The organism is Henriciella sp. AS95 (assembly GCF_038900055.1).
In the GTDB taxonomy this organism is placed as follows: domain Bacteria; phylum Pseudomonadota; class Alphaproteobacteria; order Caulobacterales; family Hyphomonadaceae; genus Henriciella.
The window spans coordinates 1,076,854-1,100,739 of the sequence record NZ_JBBMQM010000001.1; the positions used below are offsets into that span (position 1 = coordinate 1,076,854).

Consider the following 23,886-nt stretch of genomic DNA (forward strand, 5'->3'; position numbering starts at 1 on the left):
CCCTCAGTTTGTCTTGTAGAAAGAAAACAAGCCGCCGACATAGTCGACCATGACGCGGGTTGGTGTGTCGTCTTCACCGGGAATGAAGGTGAAGGTCATCTCGTCATCATTGGCGGCATAAAAATGTAGGCCGTCGAGACGGACAAGCGGGATGGCCGGGCCATCCGAGGCGGTTCCGCCAAACTTCATGGCCAGCCCGTCATCTTGTTTGAGGATACCAATCTGGTCGATGCCGATACGTACGCGGCCGACATCGTAGTCGCCGACCAGTATGGCTTGTTGCGCTGGTGTAAGGGGCTCGCTGGACGGCTCACCGCGCGGGGTGTCAAAGACCAGCCGGGCGATCTTCTGTTCGAGGCCAACCGGCGATGGCGAGACGTTGCGAGAATTGGCGAGGACGATAATCGAGAGATCCTCATCGGGATAGAAAGCCATATAGCCCGAGAAGCCATCTATGTCGCCGGCATGGGCAATCTTGCGATGGCCTTCCCAGTTGCGGATGATCAGGGCGCCAAGGGCGTAGGGGTTGGCCTCGCCATCGGGAAATTCGCGCATTTCATAAAGCGTATTTCGGACATCATCGCCCAGCAGGTTTTGCCGGTGCACCCCGTCTACATAGGCTTGAAGGTCCTGAACGGTAGATGCCAGAGCGCCGGCTGAGAAGGGTACGCTGGGATCGAGAATCGGCGCGTTCTGATATCCGTCCTCGCTGAGGACATAACCACTGGCGCGGTGCGGAATAATTGTCTGCGGACGGTTGTAATAGGTCCGCTCAAGGCCAAGCGGCGCAAATATAGTTTCTTCGAGATAAGTATCGTACGGCTTGCCAGTGACGTTTTCCACGATCACGCCGAGCAGGAAGATACCGGAATTAGAATAGCTGAAATTTGTTCCCGGCTCGAACATGAGCGGCGCTGCTTCAAACATGTCGCGCATTTCCCGTTGCGTGAATGCCTTTCGCGTCCCTTGCGGAAATTCGGGCTGCGCATTGTAGTTCAGGATGCCGGAAGTGTGGTTCATCAGCGTCCAGACGGGCGCATCGCCTGCAGGGCCGTCATAGTCCGGGATGTACGTGCTGATAGGGGCGTTGAGGTCGATCTTGCCTTCCGCAGCCAGCGTGGCGACGGCGATGGCCGTGAATGACTTCGTGATTGAGCCGATCGCAAAGACCGTGTCGGGCGTAGCTGGTACATCCTGTTCGAGATCGGCTGTGCCGACGGCGCCCTCATATAGAATCTCGTCTCCTTTGCGCACGGAGATGGCAAGAGCCGGATAGGGGGCCGCTTCCTGGCTCTGGCTGACAAGTTCTGCGATCGCATCGGTCGGTGGCGTGACGGGTTGAGCGACAGCGCAGCCGACGAGGCTGAGCGCGAGCGCGGCGGTCTTGATAGTGCGGACAAGCATGAAAGCGGTCTCCGGTGAAGTGGTTAGTTTGCGTTGGATTGCAGGAGGGCGCGCACGCGCTCTTCCGGCAGTTCGTAGACGTGCCCGCCGCGGCCCCCTTGCATGTCCTCAGCGGCGACCAGGGCATTGATGATCGCTTCTTCCGTGGCGTCGACGACCGCTGTGAAAAGCGGATCGAGGGCTTCGTTCGGAATGCTGGTATATGTGAGGGGCCCCTCGCCGCCGAGCGTAACCTTGTTGCTCGTCGAGAAGGCCAGGAAAATGTCCCCCGACAGGCTGTCGCCCTGTCCACCCGTGCGGCCCATGCCGATGGCGGCGCGACGCGCCAGGCGCTTAAGCTGGCTGGGAAGAAGCGGGGCATCGGTCGCGATCAGGATGATGATCGACCCGTCGCGTTCGGTGTCCGCCTTTGGCGCACGCTGTGGCTGAAGATCGGTGATCATCTTTCCAATGTCGACGCCGTCGATCACCAGTTGGTCCCGGGCTCCGTGATTGGCTTGAACAAGAACGCCAACCGTGAAGTCCATACCGGATCCATAGCTCGCAATCCTCGAAGCGGTGCCGATGCCGCCCTTAAAATAATACGCGACCATGCCGGTGCCGCCGCCAACAGACCCTTCCTCGACAGGGCCGGTACGGGCTTCGTTGAGCGCTTTGATGACATGGGCCGGTGTCAGGGGAAACGACCAGGCGTCGTTCAGTCCACCATCATATGTTTCTCCGACGACGGGCAGGACACGCGAAAACTTCACGTCATCATTTCCGGCGAAGTGCTCTTTTGTCCATTGCAGGACACCGTCCCGGGCGGCGCCGACGCCAAGCGTGCCGGTCAGGGTGACGGGGCCGAAGAAGGCGCCGAATTCCTCGATGAAATGGGTTCCTGTAAGTTCGCCAGTGCCGTTGAAGGCGAAGTAGCCAGCGGCCACCCCTTCTGTTGCGTCCTTGCCAAGCGGGAAGACGACCGTAGCACCCGTGCGGGCGTTGCCTTCATTCAGGGTGACGTGGCCGACTTCGACGCCGGCCACGTCGGTTACCGCATTCAGAGTGCCTGGTGTGCCGTCGAAGGTGATGCCAATGTCGCGTGCGCGCTCGGCGCTGCTCTGGCAGGCTGCCGTTCCGGCGAGCGCGAGCGCTCCAAGAATGCTCGATAGCGTCAGTCTGGTGAGTGAAAAGCCTGGTCGCATGGTCGTTCCTTGTTGATTGCGTGCGTTCGAACCGGTTGCGGGACGGCCGGCTCAACAAACGCACCCTGCCCTAAAAAGGGGGTTGAGCAATGTCCCGAGAGGAAATAAATGAAATTGAATTCAATATCAATAATTTTATGTCGACCTTTGTTGAGGGGTGAGCATGCGCGTTTTCATCGGTGGTATCCGGACTGAGACCAATACGTTCGTGGCCCGGCCCACAGGCGAACGCGACTTTCTGAACGGGGACGTCACGCGAGCACATGCTGTCCACGTCGATCCGGGGCTGCACCCCGGCTATGCAGGCTTCCTGGCCGCGGCCCAGGAGAGGGGTGATTATCTGGCGCGCGGCATCATTGCCTATGCGGTGCCAGGTGGTGCGGTAGAGCAGTCAGTCTATGCGGACCTGAAAGAGACCCTGTTGCAGGATCTGAGGCAAGCCCTGCCGGTCGATATGGTCTTGCTGGACCTGCATGGCGCAATGGTCGCCGAAGAAACAATAGATTGCGAAGGCGACCTCATCGACGCTGTGCGGGCAATTGTCGGCAATTATACCGTCATAGGGGTGCTCATCGATCCACACGCCGTTCTGAGCCAGAAGATGATCACATCCAGCGATCTGCTCCATGCCTATAAGGAATATCCTCATACCGATGTCATGGTGCGGGCAGGGGAACTTTACGATGCGAGTGCGAACATGGTGGCGACCGGTCGGCGGCCGGTCTGCCGCGTTGCAGAGCTCGGATTGATCGGCGGGTTTCCGACCGTCAGTGAGCCCATGGCCGGATTCGTCCGCTGGATGAAAGAGGCTGAATCCCGGCCAGGCATTGTGTCTGTGTCCCTTATCCAGAGCTTTCCGTGGAGCGACAGCCCCGATGCCGGGGCGAAAGTGCTTGTCTATGCTGACAATGAAAGACTCTCAGCGGATGTCGCAGAAGAGGGCGCAGAGCGATTTCGAGCAATCTTTGAGCAGGCCGTTATATCGACCATGCCGGTCGCTGATGCTGTCGATACGGTGGTGAGCCATCCTGAAGAGAGGTTCATTCTCGCTGATGTTTCCGACAATCCGGGTGGTGGCGCGAGTGGAGATGCGACGCATCTGTTACAGGCCTTGATTGACGCAAATGTACGAGGAATTGGTCTGGCTCTGCTGAACGATCCTCAATCTCTCGCTAGGGCGCAAGAACTTGGTCTGGGTGGGCGGGGCCCATTTTCGCTCGGCGGCAAGCTGTCCCCGTTTTCAGGTGCCCCTTTGAAGGCGACCTTCCGTGTAGCAGCATTGTCGGATGGGGATGGCAAGGATGGACAGGGAGCGGTTGGCGGGCCGTCGTCCGGTCCGCTGGCTCTGCTTGAGGCCGACTTTGGCGTGATCGTTGTCGGCGGTGAGCGCCGGCAGGCTCTGTCGCCATCCCTGTTTTCGGTGCTCGGCGTCGATCCGCGCAAGCTCAGGATACTGGTCATCAAATCCTCGGCGCATTTTCGTGCGGCCTTTTCGGATTTCAGCCACCAGATCCTGGAAGTCGGTTCTCCTGCGGAAATGAATCCGGATCTGCCAGGTCTGCCTTTCCGGCGCATACGCCGCCCGCTCTGGCCGTTCGATCCGTTGCCGCCGATTATCATTCGAGCACCAGAAGCGCTGTAAGCCTGAAAACTTGTCGGCGACCCGCCTTTCGGCTCCGTCGTCATAAAAAAGTTGAACATGACCTCAAAATTAAATAAAGAGCGATTGCAGGCCTGCATTCCCCACTGTGGGCAGCAGCTGATGCCTGGGGCTTATTGGAATGGGAGCAGTCATGACTGAGGTGAGCAGAAATAAATCAAAGGCGCGGGCCATATTGAAATATGGTGGACTGTCCGTGGTCTCGGCCGCGTTGATCGGAAGCGCCCATGCCGAAGATGCAAAGACACTGGATACCGTCACAGTCACGACGCAGAAGCGCGAACAATCCATTCTGGATGTGCCGGCTGCAGTGAGCGCCGTATCGGCGGAAACGCTGGAGGCGGCAGGGGTGACCCGTCTCGACGATCTCTCGACCTCATTCCCGAACGTTTATCTCAATACGAACAACTCACTGCGGACCACGACAATCACCATCCGCGGCGTTGCCTCGAATCCCAACAATCCGGGTGTAGATCAAGGCGTAGGCGTGTTTGTGGATGGCATTTATCAAAGCCGCCCGACGACCATAAACACCAATCTCTATGACCTCGAACGGGTCGAGGTTGTGCGGGGGCCGCAAGGCGCGCTTTATGGCAAGAACACAATCGCGGGCGCCGTCAATCTCATCTCGAAATTGCCAGGAGACAAGAGCGGCGCGGAAGGTGTTCTGAGCCTTGGCGATTATGAAGCGCTCACTTTGTTCGGCGCGGCCGACCTCGTCTTCAGCGACAAGGTGAAAGCCCGCGTGTCGGCATCCTCCCAGCGCCGCGAAGGCTTCACCGAGAACACCTTCACCGGGTCGGATCTCAACGATCTCGACGGCACATCAATGCGGTTTGCGCTGGTTCTCGATCCAGTCGACAACCTGCAGCTGATTTGGCGCGGCGATGTGGCGGAGGACCGTACGAACCTTGGCGGGTCGGAAGTGCTCAATAATGGCGCGCTCTCTGGCTCACCTCTAGCCGATGACGATCCGGAAGACTTTCGCATCTCCAATGATTTCGACCCTGTGCAGAACCGTGATCTCTGGGGCACCTCGCTACAGGCCGACTGGTCTATCGGAACTGGCAAGCTGACCTCGCTGACCGCTTACCGGGATTATCAATGGTACAATGCCAGCGATAACGACTTTACCTTTTTGAACCAGCTTCGCTCGGGCATTACCGAAGAGCAGAACCAGTTCTCCCAGGAATTGCGTTATACCTCCGCGCCGGGGGATACGTTTGACTATATCGTGGGCGCCTATTTCCTGAAGGAAGAGCTCTCGGCGATTTCGAATGCTGTCATCGGTCCGGATCTCGGTGTCTATGCTGAGGAGACGCCCATCGATATCTTCGCCGATCTGGAAACGACATCCTATGCGATTTTCGGGCAGGCTAATTATTACTTCAACGAAGCGCTGGGGATCTCGGCAGCCTTGCGTGCCGCCCATGACGAAAAGGAAGTCACCCATTCATCCATCGGCGATCCGTTCGGGGCGCTTCTGCAAACCCTGCCGGAGTCGAAGCAATCCAGAGAGGATGATGAGTGGACGCCATCGCTCAGCCTGAACTGGAATGTCGGTGATGACGGACTGGTCTATGCCTCCTATTCACGGGGCTACAAATCCGGGGGTTTCAATGTCTTCTCGATTTCGCCAACGGATTCGGCCGAGTATAGCCCTGAATTCGTGAACAGCTATGAGCTGGGCGCAAAGTCGTCGTTCGCGAACGGCAAATTGTATGGCGCCGCAGCCGTCTTTTTCCTCGACTACACCGACCTTCAGGTGAACCAGCTTATCAATGTCGGCGGGGTGCCGACCTTCACAACGTCGAACGCTGCTGAAGCCGAGAGCTGGGGAATTGAGCTGGAAGGAAACTGGATGCCGATCGATGACCTCGTCCTGACGGCATCTTACGGCTATCTGAACGGCGAGTATTCCGATTTCGAGAACGCCACGTCCGCCGGCGCGGACTATAGCGGGAATACGCTGCCGGAAGCGCCTGAGCATTCGGCCTCTCTGGCTGGCAACTATCGCCATCCGCTTACATCGGCGCTCGATTTCACCCTGCACGGTGATGCCAATTATCGCAGCGAGGTCTTCTTTAATGCCTCAAACAACCCGGACTACACGCAGGATGCCGTCACGCTGGTGAATGCGAGAATCGGTGTGGCGGCAGCCGACGACAGTTGGAGCGTCACACTCTGGGGGCGGAACCTCACGGATGAAACATATGCGGTCGGCCGCAGCGCCGGCGTTATCATTCCAGGCCAGCAGATCCAGTCGCTCGGTGCGCCTCGCACGGTTGGTGTCGAGCTTCGCGGCAAGTTCTAGGCCGTCGACATCAAGATGAACCGCCTTTCCGCCCTTGCTGTTCTAACTGCCACGTCCTGTCTGGCAGTCGGGCTGGCCTATATCATGGGGGCGGCAGGCATCATCAGCTTTTACGCGATGGGTATGGGGGAGTTCCTGCAGGCTTTGCCGCGCAGGGCCTTCTCCCAGCTCGACGTGTTCGCATTGATGGCAATGCCGCTCTTCATCCTGGTCGGCGAGCTGATGAACCGGGGCGGCATCACGCGGTCGCTGATCAGTCTTGCGTCGCTCTTTGTCGGGTCGGCGCGCGGCGGTCTTGGCCATGTGAATGTTGCCAGCAGCGTTTTCTTCGCCGGGGTTTCCGGCTCAGCCATGGCGGACGCAGCCGCCCTGTCTTCGACCCTGGTTCCGGCGATGAAGGAGGAGGGATACTCCGGCGTTTATGCCGGGGCGATCACGGCGGCGTCTTCGATTATCGGCCCGCTGATTCCGCCCAGCATCATCATGATCTTCTATGGTGCGATCATGAATGTGGACATCGCCGCGCTGTTTGCTGCGGCCATTGTGCCGGGCTTGCTGCTGAGCGTGGCGTTGCTGGTCGCGAACGGCATATTTGCGCACATTCAGAACCACCCGGCCATGGGAAGCCGACCGCCAGTCGCCAGCACGTTGCTGAAAGCCGGCCCGGCATTGGCATTGCCGGTCGTCATCCTTTGCGGAATTGTCTTTGGTATCGTCACCCCGACAGAGGCCGCTGCAATCGCCGTTGTGGTTTCCCTCGGTGTCATCGGTCTGGGGCGGGCGCTTAGCTGGTCTATGTTGAGATCGTCGGTAGAGAGCGCCGCTATTTTCACGGGCGCCATTTTCGCGATCATGTTCGCCGCAGCGAGCCTGAACTATCTGGCCGGCGTGATCGGTGCGCCTGAGGCAATCTCGACCTGGCTTATCGATAGCAATTTCGGGCTTGTTCAATATCTCGGCGTACTGACCGGGGTCTTCATTCTTGTCGGCATGCTGCTCGACACACAGATCGCCTTGGTCCTGCTTGCGCCAATTCTGGTGCCTGCGGCCTATCCGTTAGGCGCCGACCCCGTGCACCTGGGCGTTGTGGTGTGCTTCACCATCACGCTTGGCCTGATCACCCCGCCTCTCGGAGGCGTTGTGCTTGTTGTGTCAGCCGCCACTCGCGAATCCTACTGGCAGCTGATGCGGGCTCTGCTGCCCTTCATCCTGATCGAGTTCGCGGTGCTCGGGCTGTTGCTTTACGTCCCGGAGCTGACACTGGCGCTGCCGCGGGCGCTGGGACTGTTGTGATGCTCAGTGTCGATCGACGCATGTTTCTGATGGGGGCGGGCGGCAGTTTTCTGGCGGCCTGTTCTGGAGAACAATCGGCTGGGCGGCTGCGCGCCTGTCTTGCCGGCGGTGCCAATCCTGATGCGAATGGCGTATGGATCTGGATGGAGGCCTGCCTCAACCTGCTGCGCCAGGACGGTATGGACTTTCTTCTCAGCTCAAATGCAGCGCTGGGGCGCGAGGAAGACCGGAGTGAGCTGGTGGGTCTCGGTCTATTGCACCTCAATGACGCGGGCATTTCCGAGGTGACGGCCTTCAGTGACATCTATTTGACGGCGCAGCTTCCCTTTCTCTTTGACGACCTTGCCCATTTCGACCGCCTCATATCTGATCCAGAGTTCCTGCATGACGTGAACGAAGAATTGGGGCGCGCTGGCCTTGTGCTGATCGATGCAACCTTTCTCGGCGGGATGAGCGGAATTTTCACGACTCGCCAACCGGTCCACAGCCTGGAAGATATGCGGCGCCTTCGCCTCCGCGCCATGGACCGCCGCGACCTCGTCCTGATCCGGGCCTTTGGGGCCGAAGGGGTGCAGGTCGCCTGGGAGGAAACGGCGCAGGCCCTCCAAACCGGGATCGCCGACGGTTATCTGAACCCGCCGCTCGCTCCGGTCCTGTTCGGTCACGGGACCTATCTGCGGTACTTTACGGACCTGCGGATTGCCCCCGCGCACCGGTTAATCGTCGCCTCTGCGCGCTGGCTTGAGCGCCTGACGTCCGACGAACGTGCTCTGCTTGAAAAAGCCTTCCGGGCCGGGCACCGGGCGAACCGGGTGTGGACAGTTGAGCGGCAGGCGAATGATCTTGAATCGCTGGCCGCAATGGGCATCGAGGCGATAGTACCGGGCGCGGAAGATCGGGAGCAATTCAAGACCCGTGCCCGCGCGGCCTATCCGGAATATGCGCCTGCTGGCCTGATCAAAAAAGCAGAAGCGCTTGCGGGAAAGGTCGCGGAATGAGTACGTCCGTCCCAATCTCTAGCCGCCATCTGCGACGGGCGAGCGCACGGGCGAACACCGCTGCGCTCATGCTGGCATCCGTCCTGCTTTGCCTGATGGTTGGGCTCGTCGTCGTGCAGGTCGTTGCCCGGTACATCTTTCAGGATGCTCCGGCCTGGACAGAGGAGGCGGCCCGCTACTGCATGGTCTGGAGCGCGCTTCTGGCTGCAAGCTGCGCCTTCTATCAGGGCGTTGATCCCGCTCTGATCAAGGTCGGGTCGAACGCGCCAACGGCGCAAAAGCGCGGAGCACGAATTGCGCGTTTCTTGTTTGTCGGCATCTTTGCAGGCACGCTTCTCTATCATTCGGCAGGTATGCTTTCACGGGCCTCGCTGCGTCATACCGAGGCGCTGGGGCTCAATCTTGCTCTGGTCATGATGGTTGTGCCGGTGTTTTGCCTGCTGGTTCTGTTTCATGCGGCGGTCCAGCTCGTGGCTGGCACCGTTACCGATAAGGAGGCCGTGCCAATCTGATGGCCATTGTATCCGATTTCATCCTTCCGGGGGCCCTTGCGCTGATCATGCTGGGCATGGGGCTTTCTCTCAAAGCCGAAGACTTCGGACGTTTCGTCTCGCGGCCAGCGCCAGTGCTGGGCGGTCTGGTCAGCCTGCTCATACTCCTGCCATGCATGGCTTTTGTAATTGCATCCCTGTTTGGCTTGCCGCCGGTTCTGGCAGTCGGACTCGTTCTGGTCGGGGCCTGTCCGGGGGGCACGTTCTCCAACCTGCTCACCTACTACGCGCGCGGCAACCTCGCTCTTTCCGTGAGCCTGACAGCGCTGGCAAGCTTCTTCGTGATCTTCACCATGCCCGTGATTGTCGAGTTTGCCCTGTCGCGATTTCTGGGCGAAGCCCGCACGATTGTCCTGCCTGTCGGCGAGACGATGCTGAGAATAATGCTTCTGACCATTCTGCCTGTCGCCGTCGGGATGGTCATCAATCGGGTCAGGCCCCGTCTCGCGCAGCGTATTGCTGACCCACTCAAGAATTTCGCCGGCGTCCTGATTGTGTCGGTGTTCCTGTCCATCATCGTCTCGGAACGCGAAACTTTCTTCGCCGCCCTGAAGGTCACAGCGGTGCCCGTCATTCTGCTCAACCTGGTTTCGGTTCTGCTGGGGACGGTGATTGGTTTTCTGGCGCGCGCCCGCGCGGCCGAACGCCGGGCTCTGACCCTCGAACATGCCATCAAGCAGGAGGGGCTTGGCATCTTCATCGCCCTTACCCTGCTCAAAACGCCGGAAATGGTGCTGCCGCTGATGCTGAACTCCCTCGTGGGATTGTTCGTCGGCAGCATGATTGTCGGCCTTGCCCGATTTCAAGGAAGTGAACCAAGTGATGCATCCTCCACCTGATCTCCCGCCGCGGCTGAGCCGCATCAGCGATTATCCCGCCTATTATGCGGCTCAGACGCCGGATGCGGAGGCGCTCTCCGGGGTTGGCGGCGAATATAGCTATGCACGGTTTGCCGAACGAGTAGACGCCGTCAGCGCGGCGTTGCTGGCGCGGGGGATAAAGGCCGACGATGTCGTCGCAACCCTATCTCCGCCGCGGGCCGAGTTCTTCATTCTCTTCCTGGCGACGGCAAGGATCGGGGCGATCTGGCTCGGTCTGAACCCTCGCGCGACCCAGCGTGAACTTGCTCATATCCTGGACGACTCTGATCCAAAACTCGTCTTCAGTATCGAAGGTATGGGCGAACGCGACTTCTGCGCAGACCTGTCCGAACTAGGAATCGGTCGGGAAAGCCTCGTTGTTATTGATCAGGCTGAATCCTTCGACCGCTTCCTCGCGCAAGGCAGCGCGACCGGTAGCGAGACACTGGCCAAGGCCATCGATGCCGTCATGCCAGAGAGACCAGCTCTGATCGTGTACACGTCCGGCAGCACCGGGAAGCCAAAGGGGGCGATGCTGTCCCAAGGCGGCATGGTCGGCAGCTTTTTCACGCAGTACCGTGTGGCAGGCGTCGAAAATGTCCGGATACTGAATAATCTTCCGATCAACCATATTGGTAGTGTTGGCGATGTGTCATCTCACGCCCTGATCGCCGGCGGCTTGATCCACTTCATGGACCGGTTCGATCCGGCGGGATCGCTTGAGGCAATTGAAAGCAGGAAGCTGACCGTCTGGGGGCAGGTGCCTGTCCAGCTCCAGCAATCGCTGGAAAGCGAAGCTTTTGGGCGCCATGACCTCAGCTCCCTCGAACTCATCTTCTGGAGCGGCGGTGTTGCACCTGTTCCCCTCGTTGAGCGCCTCCAGACGCTCGCCCCGCGCCTTCTCAATGCCTACGGGATGACAGAGGCGACGAGCAATGTCTGCTATACGAGACCTGACGCCAGTGCGCGCGAATTGTCTGAAACGGTCGGCGAGGCTGCTCCTGATTGCGACATCCGGATTGTCGACGAGGCCGGAGAGGTGCTGGGCGCGGATCGCGATGGCGAGATACAGGTGCGCAGCGACCGATTGATGCTGGGATATCTCAACCGTCCCGAAGCGACGGCAGCGACAATCGACCAGGAGGGCTTCCTGCATACGGGAGATGTCGGCAAGTGGGGCGAAGACGGCCTCTTGCGGCTCACAGGGCGCAAGACCGACATGTTCAAGTCAGGTGGCTACAATGTCTATCCGCGAGAGATCGAGCAGGTCCTGGAGGCGATTCCGGGCGTGAGCGTCGCGGCGGTTGTTGCGGCCCCTCATCCGGTGTTCGGTGAGTCCGGCGTGGCTTATGTGCAACCTGATCGGGACGGCGCCCTGACGCAAGAATGCCTGCGTGACGTCTGTGGCCGGCAACTTGCCAATTACAAGATTCCCAAAACGTTCAGGATACGCGAGGCGTTGCCGCTGCTCGCAATCGGCAAGGTCGATAAGGTCGCCCTGAAAAACGATGCCGAGAAGGCCTTCACCCATAGCGACGAGGTGCAGTCATGAGTGCCGTGCTCCACGAAATCGATGGTCCGCTTGCCCGCGTGACACTCAACCGCCCCGACGTGCTGAATGCGATCAACAATGAGCTGCTTGAAGAGCTCGCTGATACGCTCGACCACGTCAACAGCTTGCCGGATGTCCGGATCGTTCTTCTGTCCGGGACGGGACGAGCCTTCTGTGCCGGTGATGATTTGAAGGAGCTCAGTTCCGGAGCGGAAATCGAGGTCGAACCGGCCCATCTGGTCGCCCGGTTGCAGGACATTACACGGTCGATGATGTTCAGCGACAAGATCTACCTCGTCTGTGTTCAGGGATGGGCGATCGGCGGGGGGCTGTCCTGGGTCCTCAATGCCGATCTCGCGATTGTTGAACGCACAGCAGGCGGGTTCTTCCCGGAAATCGGTCTTGGCCTGTTCATGAGCGGGGCCGTCACGACGCTCTTGCCTGAGCGGATCGGTCATCCCAAGGCCATGCGACTCTTCACGTCCGGGGAAAAGGTAACGGGCGAAGACATGGAGCGTATGGGGCTCGCTTCCCATCTGGCGGAAGCCGGTAAAGCGGCGGCCATGGTCGAGACCGTAGCCTCGGACCTGCTCGCCCTGGCGCCGGATCTGCTGAAGGCGGTGAAGCGCGTCTACACTGAAACGGGTCGGTCGGTGATCGAAGCGGCGCTCAAGGAAGAAACCGCCACGCTCACGCGCGCGCTGGAGGCGGTTGAGAAAGTGCGCATCGCTCCCCAAAACTCCTGATCGGGTGACACCCATGACCGAAACATTCCTTGAAAGCCTGAACGCTCAGCTGGACGACATTCGTTCGGAGGGTTTCTACAAGCACGAATTGATGATTACCGGTCCGCAGGGCGCGGCTGTTCCGGTCCAGACGGGCCAGAGTCTGATCAATCTGTGTTCAAACAACTATCTAGGTCTTGCACAGCATCCTGAGATCCGGGAGGCCGCGAAACAGGGGCTGGATGACTGGGGCTATGGCATGGCATCCGTCCGCTTTATTTGCGGAACTCAGACCATCCACAAACAGCTGGAAGAATCGATCACGTACTTCCTGGGCACGGAGGATACGATCCTTTATCCGTCCTGCTATGACGCGAATGGCGGACTGTTCGAGACGTTGCTGGACGACCGGGATGCGATCATATCCGATGAGCTAAACCATGCGTCGATCATTGATGGGATCCGGCTCTGCAAGGCGCGCCGCTTTCGCTATCGCAACAATGACATGGATGACCTGGAAGCCCAGCTCAAGGCCGCAAAGCGGGGTGGCGCGAGGTTTATCATGATCACTACCGATGGGGTTTTTTCCATGGATGGGCTGCTCGCCAATCTGAAAGAGATCTGCGACCTCGCCGAGCAATATGGCGCACTGGTCCATGTCGATGATAGCCATGCCACCGGCATTGTCGGCCCGACGGGTAGGGGAACAGCAGAAGCCTGTGAATGCATGCACCGTGTCGACATCGTCACCGGAACGCTCGGCAAGGCGCTTGGAGGCGCAAGCGGTGGCTTTACCTCCGGGCGCAAGCAGGTGGTTGAGTTGCTGCGCCAGCGGTCTCGCCCCTATCTTTTTTCCAATACCGTTAGCCCGGCTCTGGTTGCCGGCGCCGTCAAAGCTGTAGAGATAGCCGACGCTGGCGCGGGCCTTCGTGCCAAGCTTACCCGGAACATGCAGTTGTTTCGCGACGGTCTGACGGATGCCGGATTCGATCTGATCCCAGGTAGCCATCCAATCATTCCAGTCATGCTTTATGATGCCAAGCGTGCTGTTCGGCTGGCCCATGCGCTCGTAGAGCGCGGCGTCTATGTAGTGCCCTTCTCGTACCCGGTTGTGCCACGAGGCAAGGCGCGCATCCGCTGTCAGATAACAGCCGCTCATGAGACTGCGGAGCTGGAGACGACAATTGCCGCATTTGCTGCAGCAAAAGCCGAAATCTAGCGCCTGACTGCAGACGATAAGATACAGAGGTGAGGGAGGCGAACCCGTTTCCGTTTTTCGCGGACCAACAGGCCCTAAGCGACTTGCCCTGACAATACCCACCCGGCTAACCTCGCCTGTATGGGCTCAGTTGCGGGCTTCATGTCCACACACTTCGGCGTCACCAAACTTGACCAGAAGTCTCCCGGCGGACCTTTCTGAGAACTGTGAAACAAATCCATCGACCGCCAGGTCGATGCCGGTAATTATGTTGGGACTGTCTTGCATCGCGCCAGACAGGAGCCATTCCCGGATGTGGTCCAGCGCTTGATCAAATTGGTCCTGGAAATCAAATACGACAAAGCCTCGAAGGGTTAGTCTTCTCGTAATCACGGATGTCATCTGACGGCAGCCGCGAGGCTCGCTCTTGTTGTATTCGCTGGTCTGACCGCAGACGGCGATCCGGCCGAACAATCTCATGTTCTGAATGACGGCATCAGAAATCTCACCCCCGACATTATCGAAATAGGCGTCGATGCCTTCCGGGGCTTTTGCGTTCAGGTCATGAGCAAGTGACTTTGATGCCCTATAGTCGAGAGCGTCGTCGAATCCGTAATGTTCGATCAGGTCACGACACTTCTCTTCGCCGCCGGCAATACCAATCACATGACACCCCAATATTTTGGCGATCTGTCCGGCGGCGCTACCGACAGAGCCTGCCGCCGACGAGATCACAACCGTCTCGCCGGGCTGGATGGCGAGCACATCCGTCAAGCCGAAATATGCCGTCAATCCTGATGGCCCCATCGCGCCGAGGGCAGTGTGGAGCGGTAAATCCTTCAAATGCTGGCTGCTAATGCGACTTATGTCAGAAGCTGCTACGACGGCATGTGTTGCCCAGGCCAGCTGTCCTACGACCAGATCGCCGGGTTCGAACAAGGCGCTTGCGGATTCCAGAACGATCCCGACGCCCATCCCTGGTATGATTTCTCCAACCTCGATCTTCGCTGCATAGGTGTCTGCGCCGATACGCGCCCGGATACCGGGAGCGACCGTGTGGTAACGAATTTCGACCAGCACCTCCTGATCTGAGGGAGAGGGAAGGTCGGTTTCCACCAGAGAGAAATTCGAACTGGAAGGCATGCCGACGACAGGCGTTGCCAAGACCCATTGCAGCGCTTTCATTGAGCAGTCTCCTTTAAATAGCGGAGCCAGAATCAAGACAAATAGGCAATGCTGGCGGACATGATCTGCCCGCCCCATTGGCTGTTCTCCCGCCAACGCTCCCGTCAGGCATTTCGCGCCATTAGACCGCCATCGACAGGCACGACAGTTCCAGTCAGATACGTTTGTGTCGGAAGGCTCATGGCGAGGGACATCTGTGCCACTTCTTCAGGACCGCCATAGCGTTTGAGGGCGGTGCGCCGCTTGGCAAAGATCACCTTGTGATCAGACGGCACGAACGACGTCATCGCCGTGTCGATGGGGCCGGGGCAGATGCAATTGACCAGAATGCCTTCCGGACCAAGATCTACAGCCAGCGCCCGCGTCAGTCCGGCAACACCCGCCTTGCTTGCAACATATGCGCTGTCGAGTGGCGTGGCCCCGAGTGCTTCGGTGGAGGCGATGTTCACGATCCGGGGCGACTTGCTCTTTCGAAGCCAGGGCAGGGCGCTCCGGACAATCTTCTGTTGCGCAGTAAGATTGATACTGATCATCCGGTCCCAGTGCGCGTCATAGTCCGGATCATCTATGGCGAGGAAGCCTGCGATTCCGGCATTGTTCACGACAATGTCAATGCCCCCGAACTCTGCGGCCACGCTTTCGATGACGGCGGGAATCTTGTCCGTGAGGGCAAGGTCGATCGGCCAGGACTTCGCCTTGCCTCCTGCTTCCTCAATTTGTTTTAGCGTCGCTTCAAGACCGTCCTTGTTCCGGTCCAGCAGTGCGACCTTGGCGCCGTTCTGGGCGAACAGAACAGCAGTTGCCGCGCCCATACCGCTGCCGGCACCGGTGACAATGGCAATCTTCTTGTCGAGTTGGGTCATTTGAATGGTCCTTCTGTTTATGTGTTTCGCGAAGCAAGCCTGTCGGGAGGAGATTTTCGGACGCCACGGGTGGTCACGGCTGTCTATCGCCAGACGGTTCGGTTTATTCGGGCATGAGCCCGTTCAATCAGGGTTACGGACGTTTCGTGCAGAGTGTTGCCAATGGCCTTGGGCGCGGCGCCGCTGAATGCGCGCGCATAAGTGCCCTCAAGGATGATGCCGAGCTTGAAGCAGGCGAGGACGATGTACCAGTCGATATGTGACAGGTCGCGTTGTGAGCGGTCTGCATATCGCTGGATCAACTCATCAATCGACGGAAATCCTTCCCATGGCTCCACCACCAGAACCGGCAGGTCCCGCCAGGCAGGATCTCGCCATGTGCAGATGACCCAGGCCAGATCGATGAGGGGATCGCCGATGGTGGACAATTCCCAATCTATGACGGCCGCCAGTTGCGGGCCGTCATTCCGGAACATGACATTCCCTATGGCGTAGTCACCATGCATGATTCCTGGCTTGAAGTCCGGTGGCAGATTGGCACTCAGATAGTCAGCCAGCGTGTTGACGTCACCGAGTCCTTCAGCGCCGGGCCATCCTTCGTGCTTGGTGTAGCTTTCCAGCTGCGACATCCACCGACCGGCCTGACGCGACAGGTAGTTTTCTGGTTTACCGAAGTCTCCGAGGCCAAGGGCTTCATGGTCCAAACTGCCAAGTTCAGCCGCGGCGTCCACCATGGCAAACCCCATTTCGCGGCGGATCTGCGGGCTTGAACGATGCAGGTCGGGCAGGCCGGTCACAGCGTTGAAGCCATCGACCGCCTCCATCAGATAAAAGGTTGCCCCCAGAACATCCGGGTCATGGCAGACAGCGATAAAACGGGGGTGAGGCACGTTAGTGTCCGCAAGAGCGGCAAGAACCCGGGCTTCGCGGGCCATGACTTCGTTGGCTTTCGCGCGAGGGGTCACGCTTGGCCGCCGCAGGACGCAAGGGTCACCGCTGCGCTCGAATTTCGCAATAATGTTCTGTGTGCCGCCGGCAAGTTGTGTGAGGCCAGTAATGGGACCTCTTCCGATCCCATTCGTATCCATCCATCTCTCAAGTCGGACCTGATCGATACCCGGCACCGCTGAACTGTCCATTCTCGGGCCCTTTTCTAAAGGAGCAATCCGCCATCCGCGACGAGCATCTGGCCCGTCATGTAGGATGACATCGGAGAGGCCAGGAAGAGCGCGATTGACGCCATTTCGTCAGGCGTGCCGAACCGGCCCATGGGAATGCGCGACATCGCGGCATCCTTGTGCTTCTCATTCTCTGTTGTCTGCGCAGTCATGCGTGTGGGGATGAACCCGGGCGCGAGCCCGTTAACCCTGATCCCATGATGTGCCCAGGCTTGGGCCAGGGTCCGGCAAAGCCCGTATGCACCCGTCTTGGAGGCATTGTAGGCCGGGTTTCCTCGCGTCGCATGGAATGCGGCCGAGGAGCTGACGATAATCAGTGAACCGCTGGCCTGCTTCAGATCCTCATGGAAGCGCATTGCGCAGGCCATCAGGCTGTTGAGGTTCACATCAACGACCCGGCGGAAGCCGTCCATTTCGTATTCCTGCCGGTTGTAGAGGACCAGTCCCTGGGAGAGGACAAGGACATCTAGGCCGTCGAATTCCGCCTGATAGTCACGGACACTGTTGTAATCCGTAGCATCCATTGTCTGGTAGATCATACCGGACAGGTCGCTGTCTTCTTCATTGTCATAGTCTGCAGCGTTCGGCCTTGTTCCCCAGACCCAGACCTTTGCGCCGGCATCGCGAAACGTGCGGGCGGTTGCATTTCCAATGCCCGTCGTGCCGCCAACGACGAGAACTTTCTTACCGGAAAAATCGAGTGGATTGTTCATTTCGTCAGCCTCGCTCAGCTAATGCCAAATTTTTTCTTGGCGCGAGCTTCGCGCTTGTAGGCGATATATTCAGGGAAATCGGACTCTGCTGGCTCGACTTTTTTCAGGATCTCGCGTGCCACGACCAATTTGTGTACTTCCGTCGGCCCGTCTGCGAGACCGACATGATGACTGTTCACCAGCGCGGCCGTAAACGGCATCTGTGTCGACAGGCCCAGGGCCCCATGCAGATGAAGGGCTCTTGCAGAGATATCATGCAGGATTTTCGGCATGATGGCTTTCACGGCAGAGACATTCTGGCGGATGGCTTTCCAGTCATGTCCCTGATCGGCGAGCCAGGCGGTTTCCAGCACAAGAAGGCGGAACTGTCTAAGCTCAATCCAGCTGTCGGCGATCTTCTCCTGAACCAGCTGCTTCTGCCAAAGCGGCTCGCCTTTTGTTTCCCGTGATCTGACGCGTTCGCACATCATGTCATAGCACTTCGTCGCCTCAGCGATGGTCCGCATGGCGTGGTGCATGCGCCCGCCACCCAGCCTTACCTGTGCAACGACAAAAGCGTCTCCCCGGCCTCCCAGCATGTTTTCTTTCGGTACACGCACATTGTTCCACTTCACGTGGCCGTGCGTGCCTTCCGGCTCGCCATGGAAGGTATAGTCGCGGACAATTTCGATTCCTGGCGAGTCGGCCGGGACGATGAACATCGACATACGGCGATGGAGGTTGTTTGCCTCTGGCTCCGTAACAGCCGCAATGATGTAGAACTCTGCAAAGCGTGCATTGGAGGCAAACCATTTCTCGCCACTGATGACCCAGTCATCCCCATCCTGGACCGCCATGGTCTTCACCATGGTCGGGTCGGCTCCCCCTTGAGGCTCGGTCAATGAGAAACAGGAAACGATCTCATTGTTGAGCAGCGGCTTCAGATACTTCTCCTTTTGCTCGTCCGTTCCGTAATGGGCGAGAATTTCAGAGTTCCCGGTGTCGGGCGCCTGAGAGCCGAAGACGATAGGGCCGAAACGTGAACGGCCGAACTGCTCGTTCATGAGGGCCAGCTTGAGCTGGCCATAGCCTGGCCCGCCAAGTTCCGGGCCTAGATGGCATGCCCACAATTTGCGTTTCTTGACCTCTTCCTGGAGCGGTCGAACAAGCTTTTCAAACAGCGGATCTCGAATATTCCACTGACTGCCCAGCACGTCATCCAGGGGCTCGACCTCTTCCCGCACAAATTCGGAAATCCAATCAAGCTCGGCTTGGAATTCCGGGTCTGTCTGAAATGACCACATAGGTATTTCCTCAATCTGAAACTAGAACTTCAGGCCTTAGCTATCAATCGAGGGGGCGAGCGTCGAATTTGATTTTTTTTGCGGATTAATAGGATTAGATTATAAGAAATCGCCGATTGGAAGGAATGACCGTTGGACTTACATGCGACACCATTGAGGGCGTTTCTGGCGGTTGCGGAGGCGCAATCTTTCACGCGGGCAGCCGAAGAATTGAACATGTCGCAGCCGGCTTTGTCGGCGAAGATCAAGGAGCTTGAGCGTCGGTTGGGCTTCGACCTGCTCAAGCGGAGCAAACGCCATGTGGAACTGTCGCCTGGCGGACGCTCATTTCTTGCGCATGCGCGGCGTATGGTCCTCGAAACCGAATGGATGCATCAGAAGATCAGGGATATCCGAACGAATGCAGTGAGGATCGGTGTTCCCTATTATTCGTCGAACATCCCGGCGCGAACCAGGCTGACAGATGATTTCATTGCCAACCACGGGGCAGACGGCATCGAAATCATCGGAATGAGCCATGACAGGCTCTACAGGGCGCTTGCTTTTGAAGATATTGATCTTGCACTTGTGCTGGAGCCTGAAGAACACTGGTTTGATTCTGCGATCAGCCCCGCAGCCGAGACCGATCTGCGCGGACATATCATCGAGAGCCGTGAACTTCAGTTATCCGTACCGGAGTCGGGTGACCTGTATGGAGAGACAGTGATCAGGGCCGCCGACCTGGAAGGCCGCTCGGTCGCGTCCATCAGCCGTGTTCACGGAGTTGCGCTATCGGAGGGACTCGCCCGTTTCCTCAATGCGCACGGAGCCACGCAGTATAAGCTGCCAGAATCGAACGCGGTATCAACGCTCCGACTCGCACGCCGGCTTCAGGTGCCAGCCATCAACCTTGGCTGGTTCACTGAAGATACTGAGACCTGCGGGAGCCATTCCCGGACCGTTCCATTTGAAGACGAGGGGATCAGGACTCACTTCGTCATCCGGCGCCGGTCAGATTCGCTTCGGCCGCTCGCTGAGACATTCTGGACAGAGGCAACGAGCGGCTGACCTGTATCAAGAACGGTGGTGTGAGACTAAAGCAAGGTCGTCTCTGTTTTCCCAGGATTAAGCGGGTTTGGGCAGCTAGAAGCTGGCGCCATTCCTGGAGCGCGGCGTCACGTTTGAGCTTGAAACGGGATCTTGAATTGAGGTGACGGTCGAGATTGAAGTGGTTGTGAAAAGAGGCGTGGAGAGAGCTTCGCTCGTTCCCGGCTAGCCGATATATTTTTTCGAATTTGGGCCGGTGTGTGCGCTGACCAGAAGACAAAAAGCCAGGACGACCAGGCCGATTGTTGTGTAGCTCACTTGCTGAAAAAGCCCCGACGCTCCGGGTGCGAGGCCGACAAGTGCCGGTCCCACTCCCATCCCGGCAAACGCCAGGACGGGCAAGAGCGAGGTTACGCGGTCTGTTGAGTCCGCTGCCGCGACGCTTCCCATGAGCAGGGGTAGCCCGCCGCCCCATGCAAACAGGAAGAGGCTGCTTGCGATGTAGAACTGCATGAGCGCCATATCGGCCGTGAAGAGCAGCGCGCTCAGCGCAAGCGTCAGGCAGACGGCCAGGATTGGTGCAAGACGGCCGAAGCGAGACGTGATCATCGCCGCCAGTAGGGATCCAGCGATCGCGGCCACATTGCCGAATGCCAAGGCCTGACCTAGCTGTGCATCCGCGATTTCTGCCATTGATCCGAGGATGCCGGAAAAGACCCAGAGGACACCGACGGCCGCCGAAAAGACGAAGTAGGACGCAGCCCTCAGAAGAAGTGTCATCTGAAAACGCGACCCGCTAGCCTCTGATGTCTTCAGAGCCTTCTCGGCAATCGGCCCGTGTCTCATCGTCAGCCCGACCGGAATCAGAAGTGCCTGTGTGCTAGCGAGAAAAACCATAACCTCCAGTAAGGAGTACGCCTCAGCCAGAAACGGAATCACGAGTAAGACCAGCACTGCGACACCAGCCTGCAATGTCAGGATGAAGGCGAAGCCGCGGTCCGGATTGGCTGACGCACCGACAATGGCCGCAGACAGCGCGATCAGGACGCCCGCGCCAATTCCTGCCAGGGCTTCAAGCAGGATGATGCCGGTGAAGTCTGTTATGAATGGGACTGCGATCTGTGCCGCAAAGGCGAACAGTGCTGAGACAATTGCGGTTCGTCGCAAGGGTAGACGATGCAGCCAAACCGTCACGAGCAATGAGCCAAAGGCTGTGCCAAGCAAGTTTGCCAGTCCGATAAGCCCGGAATCGGCCCCTTCAATCTGGAAAGCGGAGGCTATCAGAGTTGCCAATAATGGCATGGCCACCACCTGCGTAATGCCAAGTCCGCCCATCAGAATGGCAGCGATCAGCTCTAGCTGGCCGGGTTGTGTGCGCTTTTCGGTTTCGGGGGGCATGACCATTACGCGGCATCAGCTGGAAGAAGGGGCCTGCCCAGAATTTGATCGGCAGCCTTTTCCGCCAGCATCAGGGTTGGCGCGTTGATGTTGCCGTTGGTGATGTTTGGAAACACCGAAGAATCGACCACGCGTAACCCTTCCACGCCGATGACCCGGCAGTCCTGATCAACAACAGCATCAAGGTCGTCGGCGCTCCCCATCCGGCATGTGCCACATGGATGATAAGCGCTTTCGACCTCTCTGGCGACGAAGGTATCGATATCCTCGTCGCTTTTGCAGTCTGCAGACGGGGCGATTTCGCCGCCACTGAAAGCCTTGAGGGACGGCTGATCGAAGATCTCGCGCGTCAAGCGAACGCATTTGCGGAAGGCTTCCCAGTCAGCAGCGCTGGACATGTAGTTGAACTGGATCGACGGCGCGGCGATGGGATCGGCGGATTTCAGACGAACGCGCCCACGTGCCGTCGTGCGACCGGGGCCAATATGAGCCTGAAAACCGTGTGCCCGCACTGGTTGGCTGCCATCATAGCGGATCGCCGCCGGCAGGAAATGATACTGGGCATCGGGATAATCGGCTGTGTCATCCAGTCGGACGAAACCGGCCGTTTCAAAATGATTGCTGGCGCCAATCCCGGTTTTGGTGAGGAGCCACTGAAGGCCGGCCAAACCCTTGCTAACCGGGTTCATGTACCGGCGCAGCGTGATCGGCTCAGTGCAGCGCATCTGGAGATAGATCTCCAGATGGTCCTGCAGATTTTTGCCGACACCGCGGCGTTCGCTGACCATGTCGATGCCAAGCGGCAACAGGTCTTCGGATGCGCCGACCCCAGATAGCATGAGCAGTTTCGCCGAGTTGAAAACCGAGGCGCTAAGGATGACTTCCTTCCGGGCAAGCAAGAGGCGCCGCTTGCCTCGATGCAGAATCTCTACGCCGGTTGCCGTGTTCCCTTTCCAGAGAATGCGGCAGGCCAAGCCACGATGAAGCGTAAGATTTTCCCGGCTTAGCGCTGGCTTCAGATAGGCATTCGCGGCTGACCAGCGGCGACCTTTCCAGATGGTCTGATCCATCGGACCGAAGCCATCCTGTTGAAGGCCGTTGCAGTCCTGCGTTCTTGAAAACCCCGCTTCCTGGGAGGCTGCCATAAAGGCCTGGTCCAGCGGGTGCTGCTGTTCCGGCACGGTTATGTGCATGGGGCCGGACGTGCCGCGAATGGCCGGGTCTGCGCCCTCGACATTTTCGAGGCGGCGGAAATAGGGGGCGACATGACGGCCGCTCCAGCCCGCTGCGCCCTTGTCTGCCCAGCTGTCGAAGTCTCTGGAATTACCACGAATATAGACGAGCCCGTTGATGGAGGAGGACCCGCCTAGCACCTTCCCGCGCGGCGCGGCCAATTGGCGTCCGCCGAGATGCGGCTCTGGCTCACTGCGATAGCCCCAGTCATAGCGTTTCATGTTCATCGGATAGGAGAGAGCGGCCGGCATCTGGATGAATGGACCAATGTCCGAACCGCCATATTCCAACAGAGCCACATCGTGCTCCCCGGATTCGGAGAGTCTGTTTGCCAGGACGCAGCCAGCAGAGCCCGCGCCCACGACGACATAGTCGGCCGTGCCGATTTCAAGCGATCTGGCCATAGCTACCCGTCTAGCAGTGAGCGCGGGCTGCCGACTTCGTACATATTGATCAGACCGCCGCCGCGACTTGTGCCGTCATAGAGGTCATAGCCGAGCAGGCTCTGGGCGCGCTCCGGAAGCGTGCGGACCGTTTCAAGTGGAACGCCAAGCCAGCTGTTCTCGACCGGTACAAGCCATCCATGACAGTAGGAGACAGACAGGCCGCGCCGGGGTACGCCGCTGACATTCTGGCCGCCGCCATGCAGCGTCTGGCCGGTAAACATGGCCACCGAGCCTGGGGACATGACCGCCTGCGTGATCTCTTCGGCTTTGGGTTCCCTTGCGCGGTCCCATTTGTGGCTGCCCGGAACGACCACCGTTGCGCCGTTCTCGGCCGAGTAATCACTGAGCGCGATCATGACATTCACCACGAGCGGCGCGGCACTTTGCGCAACTCGCGGCCAGGAATCGTCGTCGCGATGTATCGGCTGGGCTGTCTCTCCGCCCCGGATTTCGATCAGCTCGGCGGAGCTTAGGCGGTAATCAGTGCAATTTGGTTTGAGCTGACTGTCCATGACGGTCATGATCCGTGGATCGATCAAGACATCCGGAAAGCTCGAGGACTTTGCGGCGATGCCATGAAGGCGAACCGTGTAACCCCCGAGAAAGTCGTCATACATACTCTTTTGTTCGCGGGGCTTGCTGGCGTCGATGTAGGGCTGAAGCTCTTCATTGAGCGCATTCACGATGTCCGGCGCCAGAAAGTTCTCCACGATGACAACCCCGTCTGTTTCCAGCGCGGCATTGATGTCATCGCCAGAGCATGAGCCTGATAGCCTCTCCACAGTCGCACCCATCAGCTTCCTCCGAATGATGTTGTCTATA

At 58.7% G+C, this 23,886-nt stretch carries 20 protein-coding genes and 1 pseudogene; 10 read left to right on the plus strand and 11 right to left on the minus strand.

What is annotated here, in order from left to right; translation table 11 throughout:
• Positions 1 to 3 precede the first annotated feature (3 nt).
• Both WNY37_RS05385 and WNY37_RS05390 read right to left on the minus strand, forming a co-directional pair.
• The gene (locus WNY37_RS05385) at positions 4 to 1,404 is read right to left on the minus strand and encodes a serine hydrolase domain-containing protein (protein WP_342972440.1); all 1,401 of its coding nucleotides are present in this window, start codon (positions 1,402 to 1,404) and stop codon (positions 4 to 6) included.
• A 23-nt stretch (positions 1,405 to 1,427) separates the two neighbouring features.
• Complete coding sequence (locus tag WNY37_RS05390; protein ID WP_342972441.1) at positions 1,428 to 2,588, minus strand: P1 family peptidase; 1,161 nt, start codon at positions 2,586 to 2,588, stop codon at positions 1,428 to 1,430.
• A 163-nt stretch (positions 2,589 to 2,751) separates the two neighbouring features.
• Here WNY37_RS05390 and WNY37_RS05395 point away from each other — a divergent pair, with 163 nt between their 5' ends.
• The 9 genes from WNY37_RS05395 to WNY37_RS05435 all read left to right on the plus strand — a co-directional run bounded on the left by WNY37_RS05395 (position 2,752) and on the right by WNY37_RS05435 (position 13,760).
• Positions 2,752 to 4,230: a M81 family metallopeptidase gene (locus WNY37_RS05395; protein ID WP_342972442.1), complete on the plus strand. Its 1,479-nt coding sequence runs from the start codon at positions 2,752 to 2,754 to the stop codon at positions 4,228 to 4,230.
• A 151-nt stretch (positions 4,231 to 4,381) separates the two neighbouring features.
• Positions 4,382 to 6,562 (plus strand): TonB-dependent receptor, encoded by a 2,181-nt coding sequence (locus WNY37_RS05400; protein WP_342972443.1) that lies wholly within the window; start codon positions 4,382 to 4,384, stop codon positions 6,560 to 6,562.
• A gap of 15 nt (positions 6,563 to 6,577) precedes the next feature.
• Positions 6,578 to 7,855, plus strand: a complete 1,278-nt coding sequence (locus tag WNY37_RS05405) for a TRAP transporter large permease (RefSeq protein ID WP_342972444.1) — start codon at positions 6,578 to 6,580, stop codon at positions 7,853 to 7,855.
• On the plus strand, positions 7,855 to 8,853 hold the full coding sequence (dctP, locus tag WNY37_RS05410; protein WP_342972445.1) for a TRAP transporter substrate-binding protein DctP: 999 nt from the start codon (positions 7,855 to 7,857) through the stop codon (positions 8,851 to 8,853). Before WNY37_RS05405 ends, dctP begins: the two co-directional genes overlap by 1 nt.
• Positions 8,850 to 9,365 carry a TRAP transporter small permease subunit gene (locus tag WNY37_RS05415; RefSeq protein WP_342972446.1) on the plus strand — a complete coding sequence of 172 codons (516 nt, stop codon included), beginning with the start codon at positions 8,850 to 8,852 and terminating at the stop codon, positions 9,363 to 9,365. The genes dctP and WNY37_RS05415 overlap by 4 nt, the downstream gene beginning before the upstream one ends.
• Positions 9,365 to 10,243 (plus strand): bile acid:sodium symporter family protein, encoded by an 879-nt coding sequence (locus tag WNY37_RS05420; protein ID WP_342972447.1) that lies wholly within the window; start codon positions 9,365 to 9,367, stop codon positions 10,241 to 10,243. The genes WNY37_RS05415 and WNY37_RS05420 overlap by 1 nt, the downstream gene beginning before the upstream one ends.
• On the plus strand, positions 10,227 to 11,816 hold the full coding sequence (locus WNY37_RS05425; protein ID WP_342974871.1) for a class I adenylate-forming enzyme family protein: 1,590 nt from the start codon (positions 10,227 to 10,229) through the stop codon (positions 11,814 to 11,816). The genes WNY37_RS05420 and WNY37_RS05425 overlap by 17 nt, the downstream gene beginning before the upstream one ends.
• Complete coding sequence (locus WNY37_RS05430) at positions 11,813 to 12,562, plus strand: enoyl-CoA hydratase/isomerase family protein (RefSeq protein ID WP_342972448.1); 750 nt, start codon at positions 11,813 to 11,815, stop codon at positions 12,560 to 12,562. The genes WNY37_RS05425 and WNY37_RS05430 overlap by 4 nt, the downstream gene beginning before the upstream one ends.
• Positions 12,563 to 12,575: 13 nt before the next feature.
• Positions 12,576 to 13,760, plus strand: a complete 1,185-nt coding sequence (locus WNY37_RS05435; RefSeq protein ID WP_342972449.1) for a glycine C-acetyltransferase — start codon at positions 12,576 to 12,578, stop codon at positions 13,758 to 13,760.
• Positions 13,761 to 13,886: 126 nt separating this feature from the next.
• On the opposite strand, the gene WNY37_RS05440 is transcribed toward WNY37_RS05435, so the two are convergent.
• The 5 genes from WNY37_RS05440 to WNY37_RS05460 all read right to left on the minus strand — a co-directional run bounded on the left by WNY37_RS05440 (position 13,887) and on the right by WNY37_RS05460 (position 18,961).
• Complete coding sequence (locus tag WNY37_RS05440; RefSeq protein WP_342972450.1) at positions 13,887 to 15,002, minus strand: NADP-dependent oxidoreductase; 1,116 nt, start codon at positions 15,000 to 15,002, stop codon at positions 13,887 to 13,889.
• A 26-nt stretch (positions 15,003 to 15,028) separates the two neighbouring features.
• Complete coding sequence (locus WNY37_RS05445; RefSeq protein ID WP_342972451.1) at positions 15,029 to 15,787, minus strand: SDR family oxidoreductase; 759 nt, start codon at positions 15,785 to 15,787, stop codon at positions 15,029 to 15,031.
• A gap of 83 nt (positions 15,788 to 15,870) precedes the next feature.
• Entirely contained in the window at positions 15,871 to 16,926 is a 1,056-nt protein-coding gene (locus WNY37_RS05450; RefSeq protein ID WP_342972452.1) for a phosphotransferase family protein, read from the minus strand.
• 14 nt (positions 16,927 to 16,940) lie between these two features.
• Positions 16,941 to 17,678, minus strand: a complete 738-nt coding sequence (locus tag WNY37_RS05455; RefSeq protein ID WP_342972453.1) for an SDR family oxidoreductase — start codon at positions 17,676 to 17,678, stop codon at positions 16,941 to 16,943.
• Between the two features lie 14 nt (positions 17,679 to 17,692).
• Positions 17,693 to 18,961 (minus strand): acyl-CoA dehydrogenase family protein, encoded by a 1,269-nt coding sequence (locus WNY37_RS05460; protein ID WP_342972454.1) that lies wholly within the window; start codon positions 18,959 to 18,961, stop codon positions 17,693 to 17,695.
• Between the two features lie 153 nt (positions 18,962 to 19,114).
• Here WNY37_RS05460 and WNY37_RS05465 point away from each other — a divergent pair, with 153 nt between their 5' ends.
• Positions 19,115 to 20,008, plus strand: a complete 894-nt coding sequence (locus WNY37_RS05465) for a LysR family transcriptional regulator (protein WP_342974872.1) — start codon at positions 19,115 to 19,117, stop codon at positions 20,006 to 20,008.
• 70 nt (positions 20,009 to 20,078) lie between these two features.
• Here WNY37_RS05465 and WNY37_RS05470 read toward each other — a convergent pair.
• The 4 genes and pseudogenes from WNY37_RS05470 to WNY37_RS05485 all read right to left on the minus strand — a co-directional run.
• Positions 20,079 to 20,204, minus strand: a pseudogene (locus WNY37_RS05470) (IS6 family transposase); the annotation flags it as partial.
• Positions 20,205 to 20,212: 8 nt separating this feature from the next.
• Complete coding sequence (locus WNY37_RS05475; protein ID WP_342972455.1) at positions 20,213 to 21,391, minus strand: hypothetical protein; 1,179 nt, start codon at positions 21,389 to 21,391, stop codon at positions 20,213 to 20,215.
• Positions 21,391 to 23,022: a choline dehydrogenase gene (betA, locus tag WNY37_RS05480; RefSeq protein ID WP_342972456.1), complete on the minus strand. Its 1,632-nt coding sequence runs from the start codon at positions 23,020 to 23,022 to the stop codon at positions 21,391 to 21,393. The genes WNY37_RS05475 and betA overlap by 1 nt, the downstream gene beginning before the upstream one ends.
• A 2-nt stretch (positions 23,023 to 23,024) precedes the next feature.
• Positions 23,025 to 23,858, minus strand: a complete 834-nt coding sequence (locus WNY37_RS05485; RefSeq protein WP_342972457.1) for a phytanoyl-CoA dioxygenase family protein — start codon at positions 23,856 to 23,858, stop codon at positions 23,025 to 23,027.
• Between the last annotated feature and the right edge of the window lie 28 nt (positions 23,859 to 23,886).